This is a genomic window from Bradyrhizobium sp. 45 (genome assembly GCF_023073155.1).
Classification (GTDB): domain Bacteria; phylum Pseudomonadota; class Alphaproteobacteria; order Rhizobiales; family Xanthobacteraceae; genus Bradyrhizobium; species Bradyrhizobium canariense_D.
Map to the genome: position 1 here is coordinate 139,430 of NZ_JADPIX010000155.1, position 13,830 is coordinate 153,259.

The 13,830-nt window shown below is 63.9% G+C and carries 11 protein-coding genes; 7 read left to right on the forward strand and 4 right to left on the reverse strand.

The window, feature by feature from the left end; genetic code table 11:
- Positions 1–12: 12 nt before the first annotated feature.
- The 4 genes from pimC to IVB42_RS40990 form a co-directional block, all read right to left on the reverse strand.
- The gene (gene pimC / locus IVB42_RS40975) at positions 13–1,203 is read right to left on the reverse strand and encodes a pimeloyl-CoA dehydrogenase large subunit (protein WP_018454712.1); all 1,191 of its coding nucleotides are present in this window, start codon (positions 1,201–1,203) and stop codon (positions 13–15) included.
- A 155-nt stretch (positions 1,204–1,358) separates the two neighbouring features.
- Entirely contained in the window at positions 1,359–2,546 is a 1,188-nt protein-coding gene (locus IVB42_RS40980; protein ID WP_247294166.1) for an acetyl-CoA C-acyltransferase, read from the reverse strand.
- A complete protein-coding gene (gene pimA, locus IVB42_RS40985; RefSeq protein WP_018454714.1) occupies positions 2,543–4,237 on the reverse strand; it encodes a dicarboxylate--CoA ligase PimA in 1,695 nt (564 codons plus the stop codon). The genes IVB42_RS40980 and pimA overlap by 4 nt, the downstream gene beginning before the upstream one ends.
- 217 nt (positions 4,238–4,454) lie before the next feature.
- Complete coding sequence (locus IVB42_RS40990) at positions 4,455–6,551, reverse strand: 3-hydroxyacyl-CoA dehydrogenase NAD-binding domain-containing protein (protein WP_247294167.1); 2,097 nt, start codon at positions 6,549–6,551, stop codon at positions 4,455–4,457.
- 127 nt (positions 6,552–6,678) lie between these two features.
- Between IVB42_RS40990 and IVB42_RS40995 the strand changes: the two genes are divergently transcribed.
- The 7 genes from IVB42_RS40995 (at position 6,679) to IVB42_RS41025 (ending at position 13,644) form a co-directional block, all read left to right on the forward strand.
- Entirely contained in the window at positions 6,679–7,545 is an 867-nt protein-coding gene (locus IVB42_RS40995; protein WP_018458483.1) for an IclR family transcriptional regulator, read from the forward strand.
- Between the two features lie 66 nt (positions 7,546–7,611).
- A complete protein-coding gene (locus IVB42_RS41000) occupies positions 7,612–8,409 on the forward strand; it encodes an ABC transporter ATP-binding protein (RefSeq protein WP_007599710.1) in 798 nt (265 codons plus the stop codon).
- On the forward strand, positions 8,406–9,119 hold the full coding sequence (locus IVB42_RS41005; RefSeq protein WP_007599709.1) for an ABC transporter ATP-binding protein: 714 nt from the start codon (positions 8,406–8,408) through the stop codon (positions 9,117–9,119). The genes IVB42_RS41000 and IVB42_RS41005 overlap by 4 nt, the downstream gene beginning before the upstream one ends.
- A gap of 12 nt (positions 9,120–9,131) precedes the next feature.
- A complete protein-coding gene (locus IVB42_RS41010) occupies positions 9,132–10,010 on the forward strand; it encodes a branched-chain amino acid ABC transporter permease (RefSeq protein WP_007599708.1) in 879 nt (292 codons plus the stop codon).
- A gap of 2 nt (positions 10,011–10,012) precedes the next feature.
- A complete protein-coding gene (locus IVB42_RS41015) occupies positions 10,013–11,029 on the forward strand; it encodes a branched-chain amino acid ABC transporter permease (protein WP_026233593.1) in 1,017 nt (338 codons plus the stop codon).
- Positions 11,030–11,060: 31 nt separating this feature from the next.
- The gene (locus IVB42_RS41020; RefSeq protein ID WP_026233592.1) at positions 11,061–12,296 is read left to right on the forward strand and encodes an ABC transporter substrate-binding protein; all 1,236 of its coding nucleotides are present in this window, start codon (positions 11,061–11,063) and stop codon (positions 12,294–12,296) included.
- A gap of 121 nt (positions 12,297–12,417) precedes the next feature.
- A complete protein-coding gene (locus IVB42_RS41025) occupies positions 12,418–13,644 on the forward strand; it encodes an ABC transporter substrate-binding protein (RefSeq protein WP_018458480.1) in 1,227 nt (408 codons plus the stop codon).
- Positions 13,645–13,830: the final 186 nt, after the last annotated feature.

Sequence of the window (13,830 nt, forward strand, 5' to 3'; positions counted from 1 at the left end):
GATGGTGTACGATCAAAGCCCCAGCACCGCCTTGGCGATGATGTTGCGCTGGATCTCGTTGGAGCCGCCGTAGATCGAGACCTTGCGGTTGTTGAAATAGCTCGGCGCGATCTGGGCGGTCCAGTCCATGGCTTCGTTCGAGCCGTCGTCGCCGTGCACGTCATAGGGTGCCGCGAACGGGCCGATCACCTCCATCAGCAGCTCGGTGGTGGTCTGCTGGATCTCGGAGCCCTTGATCTTCAGCACCGAGGAAGCCGGATTGGGCTTGCCTTTGCCGTGCTTGCCTTCGTCGGCGACGACGCGGAGCTGGGTGAGTTCGAGCGCCTTGAGCTCGATCTCGCAGGCCGCGAGCTTGTCGCGGAAGGCCGCGTCCTGAATGATCGGCTTGCCGCCGGATTCGACCTTGGAGGCGAGATCGCGGATGCGGCGGAGCCGCTCCTTGGAGACGCCGACCCGCGCGATGCCGGTGCGCTCATTGCCGAGCAGGAATTTCGCGTAATCCCAGCCCTTGTTCTCCTCGCCGATCAGGTTCTCGATGGGCACTTCGACGTCGTCGAAGAACACCTCGTTGACCTCGGCGCCGCCGTCGATGGTCTGGATCGGGCGCACCGTGACGCCCTTCGACTTCATCGAGAACACGATGAAGGAGATGCCCATCTGCTTCTTGGCGGACGGGTCGGTGCGGCAGAGGCAGAAGATCATGTCGGCGTGCTGGGCGAGCGTGGTCCAGGTCTTCTGGCCGTTGATGATCCACTTGTCGCCCTTGCGCTCGGCCTTCGTCTTCAGCGAGGCGAGGTCGGAGCCGGAGCCGGGCTCGGAGAAGCCCTGGCACCACCAGTCGTCGACATTGGCGATGCGCGGCAGATACTGCTTCTTCTGCTCTTCATTGCCGAAGGTGTAGATGACGGGACCCACCATGCTGACGCCGAAGGCGAGCGGCTGCGGCGCCGGATAGGACTGCAGCTCCTCGTTGAAGATATAGTGCTGCACGGAGGTCCAGCCGGTGCCGCCATATTGCTTGGGCCAGTGGCTGACGCCCCAGCCCTTCTTGTTGAGGATGCGCCACCACGTCACCATCTCGTCCTTCGAGAGGTGGCGGCCCTCGACCAGCTTGCGCCGCGTATCCGGCGGCACGTTGTCGCGGAAGAATGACCGCACTTCCTCGCGAAACGCCTGCTCTTCTTTCGTGAATGCGAGATCCATCGGATCCTCCTGTGAATGTGTCGTCCCGGCGAAGGCCGGGACCCATAACCACCGGCCTTCGTTGGTTTGCGAAGGCCATTGTTGTTCGCGTGCCACACTCCTGCTGCGGAGTATGGGTCCCGGCTTTCGCCGGGACGACGGTTACTGGACGACGGCTACTGCAACACCTCGAAAAGCCCCGCCGCGCCCATGCCGCCGCCGACGCACATGGTGACGACCGCGTACTTCGCCTTGCGGCGGCGGCCTTCAATCAGAGCGTGGCCGGTGAGGCGCGCGCCCGACATGCCGTAGGGATGGCCCACCGCGATCGCGCCGCCGTCGACATTGATCTTGTCGGGGTCGATGCCGAGCTTGTCGCGGCAATACAGCACCTGCACCGCGAAAGCTTCGTTCAGCTCCCACAGGCCGATGTCGTCGACGGTCAGGCCATGACGCTTGAGCAGGCGCGGCACGGCGAATACCGGGCCGATGCCCATCTCGTCCGGCTCGCAGCCGGCGGAGACGAAGCCGCGGAAGATGCCGAGCGGGTTCAGCCCGCGCTTTGCCGCTTCCTTGTCGCTCATGATCACGCTCGCGCTGGCGCCGTCCGAAAGCTGGCTGGCATTGCCGGCGGTGACCGAAAATCCCTCGCCACGGACGGCCTTGAGGCCGGCGAGGCCTTCTGCGGTGGTCTCGGGGCGCGGGCCCTCGTCCTGCGACAGCGTGACGTCCTTGAACGAGACTGCACCGGTGGCCTTGTCGGTCACCGCCATCCTGGTGGTGATCGGCGCGAGCTCATCCTTGAACTTTCCGCCCTGCTGCGCCGCGGCGGTGCGGCGCTGGCTCTCCAGCGAATATTCGTCCTGCTTTTCGCGCGAGATGCCGTAGCGCTTGGCGACGATCTCGGCGGTGTCGATCATGGGCATGTAGACCTCGCCCTTGATCTCGAGCAGCGCCGGGTCCTGCGCGTGGAAGCCGTTCATCTTGTCGTTCTGCACCAGCGAGATGGACTCGCCGCCACCGCCGACCGCGATCTCGACACCGTCGAAGATCACCGAACGCGCGGCGAGCGCGATCGCCTGCAGGCCCGAGGCGCATTGCCGGTCGATAGTGGTGCCGGCGACGGTGACGGGGAGACCGGCACGGAGCAGCGCCTTGCGCGCGATGTTGCCGCCGGTCGCGCCCTGCTGGAGTGCTGCGCCCATCACGACGTCCTCGACCTCCTTGGGGTCGATCTTGGCGCGCGCGACGGCCTCGCCGATGGCGTGGCCGAGCAGCGTTGCGCCCTCGGTGGCGTTGAGCGCGCCGCGATAGGCCTTCCCGATCGGGGTGCGGGCGGTGGAAACGATGACGGCGTCGGTCAAGCGCGATCTCCTGATGCAAGTCGGGTGGCAAGTTGGGCGGATTGTGACGGTTTCTGCCGCTGGCGCAATTCGTGGCGCGACAGCTTTCCGACCGGCGTGCGCGGCAGATCGTGGACGAATTCGACCTCCGCCGGCAATTCGTGCTTGCCGAGCTTGCCGGCGAGCTGAGCGCGCAGCTCGTCGAGCGAGAACGGCTTTGCATCCGTCTTCAGCTTGATGAAGGCTTTGGCGGCCTCGCCGCGGTACTGGTCGGGAATACCGAGCACGATCACCTCGTGCACGCCTGGTATGGTATAGATCGCCTGCTCGATCATCTGCGGATAGACGTTGAAGCCGCCAGAGATGATCATGTCCTTCTTGCGGTCGACCAGGAAGAAATAGCCGTCGGTATCGACATAGCCGATGTCGCCGGTGAGGAAGCGGCCGTCGACGAAGGCCTCCGCGGATCCTTCGGGCTTATTCCAGTAGCCTTTGGTGACGTTCGGGCCCTTGATGCGAATCTCGCCGACTTCGCCCGGCGGCAGCACCTTCGAGGGATCGTCCAGGGAAACGACGTCGAGCTCGATGCCGGGCAGCATCAGGCCGATCGAGCCGGGCTTATCGGGACCTGTAGGCGGATGGCCGGTGCCGGGCGAGCAGGTCTCGGTCATGCCCCAGCCGCTGCGGAGCTTCTTGCCGACTTTGCGCTCGAAGAAACTCGCGATCTCCACCGGCAGCGGCGCGCCCCCGGAGCCGATCGTCGCCAGCGAGGAGAAATCGCGCTTGTCGAGATCGGGAAGGGCTGCGATCGCGATCCACATCGTCGGCACGCCGGGAAAGTAGGTTGCGCGCTTGATTTCGATGTCGCGCATCACCGCTTCGACGTCAAAACGCTGATGCAGCGAGATCAGATTGCCGCGCCTGAGCGAGGACAGCAGCACGACGGTGAGCGCATAGATGTGGAACAGCGGCAGCACGCAGATCACGCGCTCGACGACGTCGCCACGCGTCGCGCGCGACGGCTTGCCCCAGACGTCGTAGATCGACACGGCCGAGGTGAGATTGCCGTGGGTCAGCATCGCGCCTTTGGGCAAGCCGGTGGTGCCACCGGTATATTGCAGCAGCGCGACATCGTCGGCGCTCACTTGCGGCCACTCTGCCGGCGCGGTGGCGCCCTCGACAAAGGCCTTGAAGGTGACGATGCGGGGATCGCTGGGGATCGCAGCCTGCGGCGTGCCGACCTTACCCCAATTATCGTCCTCGCAGACCACCAGGCGGTCGATCAGGCCCTTCTCCAGGAATTTCAGCGCGGTCGGCAGCAACGCCGCCAGGTTAGAGGTGACGAGCAGGCGCGAACCGGAATCGGAGACCTTGTGCGTCAGCGCGATCTCGCCGTCGAGCGGTGAGAGATGCGCGACGCGGGCGCCGGCCTTCAGCGCGCCGAAGAAATTGACGGGATGGTCCGGCGTATTGCCGAGGAACAGCGCGACCGAACTGTTCTTGCCGTAGCCGGCGCGCAGGAAGGCGGCGGCTGCGCGCTCAGCCATCGCGGCGAGTTCGCTGTAGGTAATCGGATGGTCGCGGAATTCCAGCGCGGTGCGCGGGCCGTACTCGGCGGCGGCTTTTGCCAGCAGATCAGGCAGCGTGCCCTGGACGATGGTGTCGTCCCAGCGCACGCCCTCGGGATAAAACTGTTCGCCGGGATGGGTCATTAGGGGTCGTTACTCTGCAAGGCGGCCGCGACGATACCGTGTGAGGTGGGCACAAGCGGACCGGCTCCCTTCCCCCTTGTGGGGAAAGGTTGGGGAAGGAGGTGGCCACAAACGCCGGCGCCCGGGCCTGCCCCCGTCCCTGACCCTCCCCCACAACGGGGGAGGGAACGGAGAGAGCGTTGCCCGGGACGAGACATCACAGCCACCGCCAATCCAATCACGCCGCTTTCGAGCCCGCCGCGAGCGAGGCGAAGGTCTTGCCTTCGGCCGCGAGCTTCTTCAGCAGCGGCGCGGGCTCGAGGCTCGGATCGTTGGTCTCCTTGGCGTAGAAGGAGAGCCGATCGGCGATGTGCTTGAGGCCGACGGTGTCGGCCCAGAACATCGGGCCGCCGCGGTAGATCGGCCAGCCATAGCCATAGAGCCAGACCACGTCGATATCGGACGGGCGCGCGGCAATGCCCTCTTCCAGGATCTTCGCGCCCTCGTTGATCATCGGGTACATCATGCGCTCGAGGATCTCATCGTCGCTGACGACGCGCTTCTTGCGGCCCAAACGAAGCAGCGTCTCGTCGATCAGCTTCTCGACTTCGGGATCGGGCAGCGCCGAACGGGAGCCGGCTTCGTATTTGTAATAGCCCTTGCCGGTCTTCTGGCCGAAGCGTCCGGCTTCGCAGAGCGCATCCGCGATCTCCGACTTGATGCCGCGGTCCTTGCGCGAGCGCCAGCCGATGTCGAGGCCGGCGAGGTCACCCATCGCGAACGGCCCCATCGGCATGCCGAACTTCGTCACGACGGCGTCGACCTGCTGCGGAAGCGCGCCTTCGAACAGCAGTTTCTCGGACTGCTTGCCGCGCTGGGCCAGCATGCGGTTGCCGACAAAGCCGTCGCAGACGCCGACCACGGCCGGCACTTTTGCGATTTTGCGCGCGATCGAGACCGCCGTCACAAGGGCATCCGGCGCGGTCTTGTCGGCGCGCACGATCTCGCACAATTTCATGACGTTGGCGGGAGAGAAGAAGTGCATGCCGAGCACGTCCTGCGGACGCTTGGTCGACTTCGCGATCTCGTCGATGTTCAGGTAGGAGGTGTTGGAGGCGAGCACGGCGCCCGGCTTGACGTACTGGTCGAGCTTGCCGAACACTTCCTTTTTCACTGCCATGGTCTCGAACACGGCTTCGATGACGAGGTCGGCGTCGCCGACGTTCTCGATGCCCACGACGCCGTTGATCAGCGCCATGCGCTTCGCGGGCGCATCCGCCGGGATGCCGCCCCGTGCCGCGGTCGCTTCCCAGTTCTTCTGCATGATGCCCATGCCGCGCTTGAGCTGCTCCTCGCCTGTCTCGATCAGGGTGACGGGAATGCCGGCATTGGCAAAGGACATCGCGATGCCACCGCCCATCGTGCCGGCGCCGAGGATGGCGACGCGGTTCACGGGCCGCGGCTTGGTCCCTTCAGGAACGCCGGCGATCTTGCTGGCCTCGCGCTCCGCGAAGAAGGCATAACGCTGCGCCTTGGACTGATCGCTGGCGACGAGCTTCAGGAAGCCCTCGCGCTCCTTCTTCAGACCTTCGTCGAACGGCAGGTCGATGGCGTAGCCGACGGCGTCGGCCGCCGCGAACGGCGCTTCCAGGCCGCGCGACTTCTTGGTCATGGCGGCGACCGCATTGGTGAAGATCGAGCGGTCGGCCTTGGCCGCCGCGATCTTGGAGTCGTCGTCACGCAGGCGGCGCAGCGGACGCTTTTCAGCCAGCAGCTTTCGTACGAAGGCTTCGCCACCGGCGGCCGGACCCTCGACGATCTCCTCGATCAGACCGTTCTTCAGCGCTTCCGCCGCTCCGATCGGATCACCGCCGACGATCATCTTGACCGCGAGCTCCGGTCCAACCGCGCGCGGCAGGCGCTGGGTGCCGCCGGCGCCCGGCAGCAGGCCGAGCTTCACCTCGGGGAGGCCGAGCTTGGCTTCCTTCACCGCGACGCGGAAATGACAGGCGAGCGCGACCTCGAGGCCACCGCCGAGCGCGGTGCCGTGGATCGCGGCCACGACCGGCTTCGGTGAATTCTCGATCTCGGAAAGCACGTCGTTAAGGGCGGGCGGCTTCGGCGGCTTGCCGAATTCGGTGATGTCGGCGCCCGCGATGAAGGTGCGGCCGGCACAGGTCAGCACGATGCCCTTGATGGCGGGATCGGCGACCGCGGCCTTGATGCACTCCAGAATTCCGCCACGAACCGCGGCGCTCAGCGCGTTGACCGGAGGGCTGTCGACCGTGACGATCCCGACTTCGTCATGACGCTCAAGCTTGACCACTTCGCTCACGGTGTCCCTCCTTGGTGGGGTAACTTTGTTCAATTTCGCACTGCAGAATTTAATTCCGCATCTTGACGGCAGGGTTATTTTGAAGCACGTGGCTTGTCAACGACTCCGCGCAAGAAGCAGATCAGGGATGAAGCGTACAGGAAAGAAGACAGCGACCGATCGGAATTTCGTCGTCGCGCTTTCCCGCGGACTTGACGTATTGCGCGCATTCCAGCCCAGCGACGGACTTCTTGGCAATCAGGAAATCGCGGCCCGCACCAATTTGCCCAAGCCGACCGTTTCGCGGCTGACCTATACCTTGACCAAGCTCGGCTATCTGACGCCGGTTCCCCGCTTCGAGAAATATCAGCTTGCGCCGGCCGCGATGGCGCTCGGCTACGCCGCGTTGTCCAATCTCGGCGTTCGGCATTTGTCCGAGCCGTTTCGCGAGGAAATGATGCGTGCGACCGGCGGCGCCGTCGCCATCGGCGGCCGCGACCGGCACAGCATGATCTATTTCGGACAGAGCCGTGGCAGCGAGACGGTTGGCGTTCAACTGGACGTCGGCTCCCGCGTGCCGATTGCAACCAGCGCGATGGGCCGCGCCTATTTCTGGGCACTCGACGAAGACAATCGCGCTGAACTGTCTCGTGTCTTGCGCGAACATTACGGCAGCCGCTGGCCCAAGATGCGCGACGGGTTGGAACGCTCCGGCGAGACGGTCGCGAAATATGGATTTGCGATTTCGGTCGGCGACTGGCACGACGACATCGGCGCCGCCGGCGTCGCGCTCAGACTCAACGACGGAACCGGTCCTTACGCATTCAATTGCGGCGCGCCCGCATTCCGCTTCACGGAAGAGCGTTTGATCAACGACATTGGACCGCGTCTGCTTGCGATGGTAAGGAACATCGAAGCGGCACTCGGGGGTCTGATGCCGCATTCCAAAAAAGACGTCAGCAAAAAGCTGAAATCAGGAGGGAAAGTTGCGCGTGTGGCCGAGGGGATCAGATAGCCTTTGTCATCATCGGGAGCGGTTCACATCGCCCCTTCGCTCACTGAACACAGTGGGCGAGACGAGATGACGCAGGCACAGCTCGCGCAGGGGACATCGCCCCTGCTCGCGGTTCGCGACGTCAGCGTCGTGTTCGGCGGCATCGTCGCGCTCAATGGTGTGTCCTTTGACATGCACAAGGGCCAGATCCTCGGCTTGATCGGCCCTAACGGCGCCGGCAAGACCACGCTCTTCAACTGCCTCTCGCGGCTCTACCAGCCGTCGTCCGGCGACATCCTGATGGAGGGCGCGAGCATCCTGACGCGCCCGCCGCACCGGATCGCGGAGATCGGCATCGGCCGCACCTTCCAGAACGTGGCGCTGTTTCCGAATTTGTCGGTGATGGACAATGTCCGCGTCGGCACCCATGCCCGCACCTCCAGCGACATCATCAGCGACTCGCTGCGGCTGGCCTGGGTTCGCCGCAGCGAGAGCGACGTCAACAAGAAGGTGCACGAGATCCTCGCCTATCTCGACCTCGAGGACGTCGCCCACACCGTCGTGTCGGGCCTGCCGTTCGGCACGCAGAAGCGCGTCGAGCTGGCGCGCGCGCTCGCTGCCGATCCGAAGATCCTGCTGCTCGACGAGCCCGCCGGCGGCCTCAACCACGAGGAAGTCTACGTGCTCGGCGACCTCATCCGCCGCATCCGCGACGAACGCCACATGACCGTGCTGCTGGTCGAGCATCACATGGGCCTCGTGATGTCGATCGCCGACCACGTCGTCGCGCTGAATTTCGGCAAGAAGCTCGCGGAAGGCACGCCCGCCCAGGTGCAGGCGGATCCCGACGTCATCAAGGCCTATCTCGGGAGCAAGGACCAATGACGACGCTGCTCAACGTCAAGGACCTGCGCGCTTATTACGGCCAGGTCCAGGCCCTCCACGGTCTGTCCTTCTCGCTCAGCGAGGGATCGCTGACCACGTTGCTGGGGGCCAACGGCGCCGGCAAGACCACCACGCTGCGCGCGATCTGCAACATGGTGCGCTCAACCGGCGGCATCGAGTTCGACGGCAAGCCGCTGAACAACCGCTCCACCGAGAGCATCGTGCGGTTCGGCATCGCCCATGTGCCGCAGGGCCGCGGCACCTTCACCACCATGACGGTGGAGGAAAACCTCCAGCTCGGCGCGATCACCCGCAAGGACAGCGCCGGCATCGTCTCCGACATCGAGCGCATGTATGCGCATTTCCCGGTGCTGAAGCAGCGGCATACCCAACAGGCCGGCACGCTCTCGGGCGGCGAGCAGCAGATGCTGGCGGTCGCCCGCGCCCTGATGCTGCGGCCGCGGCTGATGCTGCTGGACGAGCCTTCGTTCGGCCTGGCGCCGCTGGTGGTGCGCGACCTGTTCGGCATCCTCGGCAAGATCAACCGCGAGGACAAGGTGTCGATCCTGGTGGTCGAGCAGAACGCCCAGCTCGCGCTGGAGCTCGCCGACCAGGCCTATGTGATCGAGACCGGGCGCATCGTGATGTCGGGCAACGCCAAGGACATCGCGAACAACGAAGAAATCCGCAAATCCTACCTGGGTTACTGAGGAGCCGGCACGATGGAGCTGTTCACCAACCAAGTGCTGGCCGGCATCGCCACGGGCGCGATCTACGCCTGCATGGCGCTCGCCGTGGTCATGATCTATCAGGCGATCGACCATCTCAACTTCGCCCAGGGTGAGATGGCGATGTTCTCGACCTTCATCTCCTGGCAGCTGATGCAATGGGGCATCCCATATTGGGCTGCCTTCGTGATCACGCTGGCATTGTCCTTTGTCGGCGGCATCGCGATCGAGCGCATCCTGTTCAAGCCGCTCGCCAAGGCGCCGGTGCTGACCAACGTCGCCGGCTTTATCGCGCTGTTCGCGATCATCAACTCCTCGGCCGGCCTGATCTGGGACTTCACCATTAAGCAGTATCCGACCCCGTTCGGCTCCTCGCCCTTCCTCGGCAGCCAGCTGATCTCGACCCACCAGGCCGGCATGATCGGCGTCACCGTGCTGCTGCTGCTCGGCCTCTACTTCTTCTTCCAGTACACCAAGATCGGCCTCGCCATGCGCGCGGCCGCCTCCGTGCCTGAATCGGCCCGACTGGTCGGCATCAACACGAGCTGGATGATCGCGCTCGGCTGGGGCATGGCGTCCGCGATCGGTGCGATCGCCGGCATGCTGATCGCACCGGTCGTGTTCCTCGAGCCCAATATGATGGGCGGCGTGCTGATCTACGGCTTCGCCGCGGCGGTGCTCGGCGGACTGACCAGCCCGTTCGGCGCCGTGGTCGGCGGCTTCCTGGTCGGCGTCTTCGAGAACCTCGCCGGCACCTACATTCCCGGCGTCGGCAACGAGCTGAAGCTTCCGATCGCGCTCGCGCTGATCATTTCCGTCCTGGTCGTCAAACCCGCTGGCCTGTTCGGCCGGCAAATCGTCAAGCGAGTTTGATCATGAGCGCTGCAGAAGACGTCGTCACGGAAGCCCCGGCCGTCGAGGCGGTTCCGAAGCGGGCGATGACGCTGGGCACGGGCACCTCTCTGTTGGTGCTGGCGGTGCTGTTGATCGTGCCGGTGTTCGTCAAGAACTTCATCATCTTCCAGATGACGATGCTCCTGATCTACGGGCTCGCGGTGCTGGCCTTGAACATCCTGACGGGCGGCTCCGGCCAGTTCTCGCTCGGCCAGAGCGCCTTCTACGCCGTGGGCGCTTATACGTCGGCGGTGCTGATGGAGTACTTCAACGTCAACTATGCGCTGACAATTCCGATTTCCGCCGCGGTCTGCTTCGCATTCGGCTACCTGTTCGGCAAGCCGGCGCTGCGGCTGTCGGGCGTCTATCTCGCGCTCGCGACCTTTGCGCTTGCCACCGCGATGCCGCAGCTGCTGAAGCTGAACTTCCTCGAGCACTGGACCGGCGGCGTGCAGGGCCTCGTCGTCACCAAGCCCGACGCGCCGTTCGGGCTGCCTATGTCGCAGGACACCTGGCTCTACTACTTCTCGCTCGCCGTCGTGCTCGCGATCTACATCTTCTCGGTCAACCTGCTGCGCTCCCGGTCGGGCCGCGCCTTCATGGCGATCCGCGACAACGAGATCGCGGCCTCCTCGATGGGCGTCAACGTCGCACTGTACAAGACGCTGGCCTTCGGCGTGTCCGCCGGCATCACCGGCGTTGCCGGCTCGCTTGGCGCCATCGCCGTGCAGTTCGTCGCGCCCGACAGCTACACGATCACGCTGGCGATCTCGCTGTTCCTCGGCATGGTCGTCGGTGGCGTCGGCTGGCTGCCCGGCTCGTTCGTCGGCGCCGCCTTCATCATTTTCGTGCCGAACATGGCGGAGGGCATCTCCAAGGGCCTCTCCGGCGCGGTGTTCGGCGTACTCCTGTTCGCCGTCATCTACCTCGTGCCGCACGGCGCGAGGCAGATTGCGATCATGGGCCAGCAACTCGTCGGCCGGCTCAGAAAGAACTGACAACCCGTTGATTAAGCTAAGGAGACCCGAATTGTTTTTTGAAAGAACACTGCGAACCGCTGCGCTGGTGACGGCAACGGCGGTCATCACTCTCACCTCCGGCGCCGCATTCGCCCAGAAAAAATATGACACCGGCGCGTCCGATACCGAGATCAAGATCGGCAACATCATGCCGTATAGCGGTCCGGCCTCGGCCTATGGCATCATCGGCAAGACCGAAGAAGCCTACTTCAAGATGATCAACGACAAGGGCGGCATCAACGGCCGCAAGATCAACTTCGTCACCTATGACGACGGCTATTCGCCGCCGAAGGCCGTCGAGCAGGTCCGCAAGCTGGTCGAGAGCGACGAGGTGATCGTCGTGTTCAACCCGCTCGGCACGCCCTCGAACAGCGCGATCCAGAAATACCTCAACGCCAAGAAGATCCCGCAGCTGTTCGTCGCCACCGGCGCCACCAAGTGGAATGACCCGAAGAACTTCCCCTGGACCATGGGCTGGCAGCCGTCCTACCAGAGCGAAGCGCAGATCTACGCGAAATGGCTGTTGAAGGAAAAGCCGGACGCCAAGATCGCGATCCTCTATCAGAACGACGATTTCGGCAAAGACTACCTCAAGGGCACCAAGGACGGCCTGGGCGCCAAGGGCGCGTCCATGATCATCATGGAAGAAAGCTACGAGGTGTCCGAACCCTCGATCGACGGTCACATCGTCAAGATCAAGGCGGCCAATCCCGACGTCCTGCTGATCTACGCGACGCCGAAGTTCGCGGCCCAGACCATCAAGAAGACCGCCGAGCTGAGCTGGAAGCCGCTGCAGATCCTCACCAACGTGTCGATCTCGGTCGGCAGCGTGATGAAGCCGGCCGGCTTCGAGGCCTCGCAGGGCGTGCTGTCGGCGGCCTATGCCAAGGACTCCACGGACCCGCAGTGGGCCAACGACCCCGGCATGAAGAAGTGGAACGAGTTCGTCGACAAGTACATGCCGGGTGCCGACAAGTCCGACACCAGCATGGTCTACGGCTACGGCGCGGCGTCGACGCTGGCCAAGGTCCTGGAGATGTGCGGCGACGATCTGACCCGGGCCAACATCATGAAGCAGGCGGCCTCGTTGAAGGATTTCGCACCGGATACCCTGCTGCCCGGCGTCAAGATCAACACCAGCCCAACCGACTTCGCCCCGATCGCCCAGCTCCAGATGCAGCGTTTCAAGGGCGAGAAGTGGGAACTCTTCGGCGAGATCATCAGCGGCGACATCGCCACGGAGTGACGCTCTGACGCTATAGTCCGACACATCGAGAAGCCCCCGCGAACGAATCGCGGGGGCTTTTTGTTGACGTCCCGCATCAATCTTGTTCAATGCGGCGGCGATCCGTTCCGGGTGGAGAAAGATGACTGCCGTTCGATTTCAGGTTGCGGGCGTTCTGGCCGCATTCGCGTTGTGCACTGCGATGAGCGGCCCGGTCCTGGCGCAGAAGAAATACGACAGCGGCGCTTCCGATACCGAGATCAAAATCGGCAACATCATGCCCTATAGCGGCCCGGCCTCCGCCTATGCGGCGATCGGCAAGGCCGAGGAAGCCTATTTCAACAAGATCAATGCCGAGGGCGGCATCGGCGGCCGCAAGATCAAGTTCATCTCCTACGACGACGGCTATTCGCCGCCGAAGACGGTGGAGCAGGCCCGCAAGCTGGTCGAGAGCGACGGGGTGCTGCTGATCTTCGGCTCGCTCGGCACCTCCACCAACGGCGCCATCCGCAAATACATGAACGAGAAGAAGGTGCCGCAATTGTTCGTGGCGAGCGGCGCTTCGAAGTGGAACGATCCGAAGCAATATCCCTGGACCATGGGCTGGCAGCCGAGCTACGCCAGCGAGGCGCGCATCTACGCCAAATACATCATGAAGGAGAAGCCGGACGGCAAGATCGGCGTGCTCTATCAGAACGACGATTTCGGCAAGGACTACCTGAAAGGGCTGAAGGATGGCCTTGGACCCAAGGCCTCGATGATCGTGCTGGAAGACGGTTACGACACGTCGGAGCCGGCAATCGACGAGCACGTTGTGAAATTGAAGGCCTCCGGCGCCGACATTTTCGTCAGCATCACCACCCCGAAATTTGCAGCGCAGGCGATCAAGAAGGCGGCCGAGATCGGCTGGCATCCGGTCCACATCATCTCCAACGTCTCGGCCTCGGTCGGCGGCGTACTCGAGCCGGCGGGGCTCGAGATCTCGCAAGGGATCCTGTCGGCGAGCTACACCAAGGACGCCTCCGACCCGCAATGGAATGCCGATGACGGCATGAAGAAATTCTACAACTTCCTCGCCAAATACGATCCCAAGGCCAACAAGCTCGATGCCGGCGTGGTGTTCGGCTATGCCGCCGCGCAGACCATGGTGAAGGTGCTGCAAATGTGCGGTGACGACCTCACCCGCGACAACGTCATGAAGCAGGCCGCCTCCTTGAAGGATTTCCAGCCCGACACGCTGTTGCCAGGCATCAAGATCAACACCGCAGCCGACGATTTCGCCCCGATCGAGCAGCTCCAGATGATGCGCTTCAAGGGCAAGAAGTGGGAGCTGTTCGGGGACGTGATCTCGAGCGAGCTCGACCACTGAAGCCGCGCAACTCAAACTCGCTCCTGATCGGTTCATCAACTCAAGCGGATGCCTCTTCTCGCAGTCGCACACGAGCGCGCGGCCGCCCCTGACTACTAAAGAAGCAGCCCCCGCGACCCCGCCGCAGGGGCTTTCTGTTGTAGGCATCAGGTAAATCGTATTGAATTGCGGCTGCGTCACCAAAAA

Bases quoted from the DNA above. Each gene is read 5' to 3' on its own strand.
- IVB42_RS41010 (WP_007599708.1), top strand. From the start codon at position 9,132: ATGGAGCTGTTCACCAACCAAGTGCTGGCCGGCATCGCCACGGGCGCG.
- IVB42_RS41005 (WP_007599709.1), top strand. From the start codon at position 8,406: ATGACGACGCTGCTCAACGTCAAGGACCTGCGCGCTTATTACGGCCAG.
- IVB42_RS41000 (WP_007599710.1), top strand. From the start codon at position 7,612: ATGACGCAGGCACAGCTCGCGCAGGGGACATCGCCCCTGCTCGCGGTT.
- pimA (WP_018454714.1), bottom strand. From the start codon at position 4,237: ATGACCCATCCCGGCGAACAGTTTTATCCCGAGGGCGTGCGCTGGGAC.
- pimC (WP_018454712.1), bottom strand. From the start codon at position 1,203: ATGGATCTCGCATTCACGAAAGAAGAGCAGGCGTTTCGCGAGGAAGTG.
- IVB42_RS40995 (WP_018458483.1), top strand. From the start codon at position 6,679: ATGAAGCGTACAGGAAAGAAGACAGCGACCGATCGGAATTTCGTCGTC.
- IVB42_RS41025 (WP_018458480.1), top strand. From the start codon at position 12,418: ATGACTGCCGTTCGATTTCAGGTTGCGGGCGTTCTGGCCGCATTCGCG.
- IVB42_RS41015 (WP_026233593.1), top strand. From the start codon at position 10,013: ATGAGCGCTGCAGAAGACGTCGTCACGGAAGCCCCGGCCGTCGAGGCG.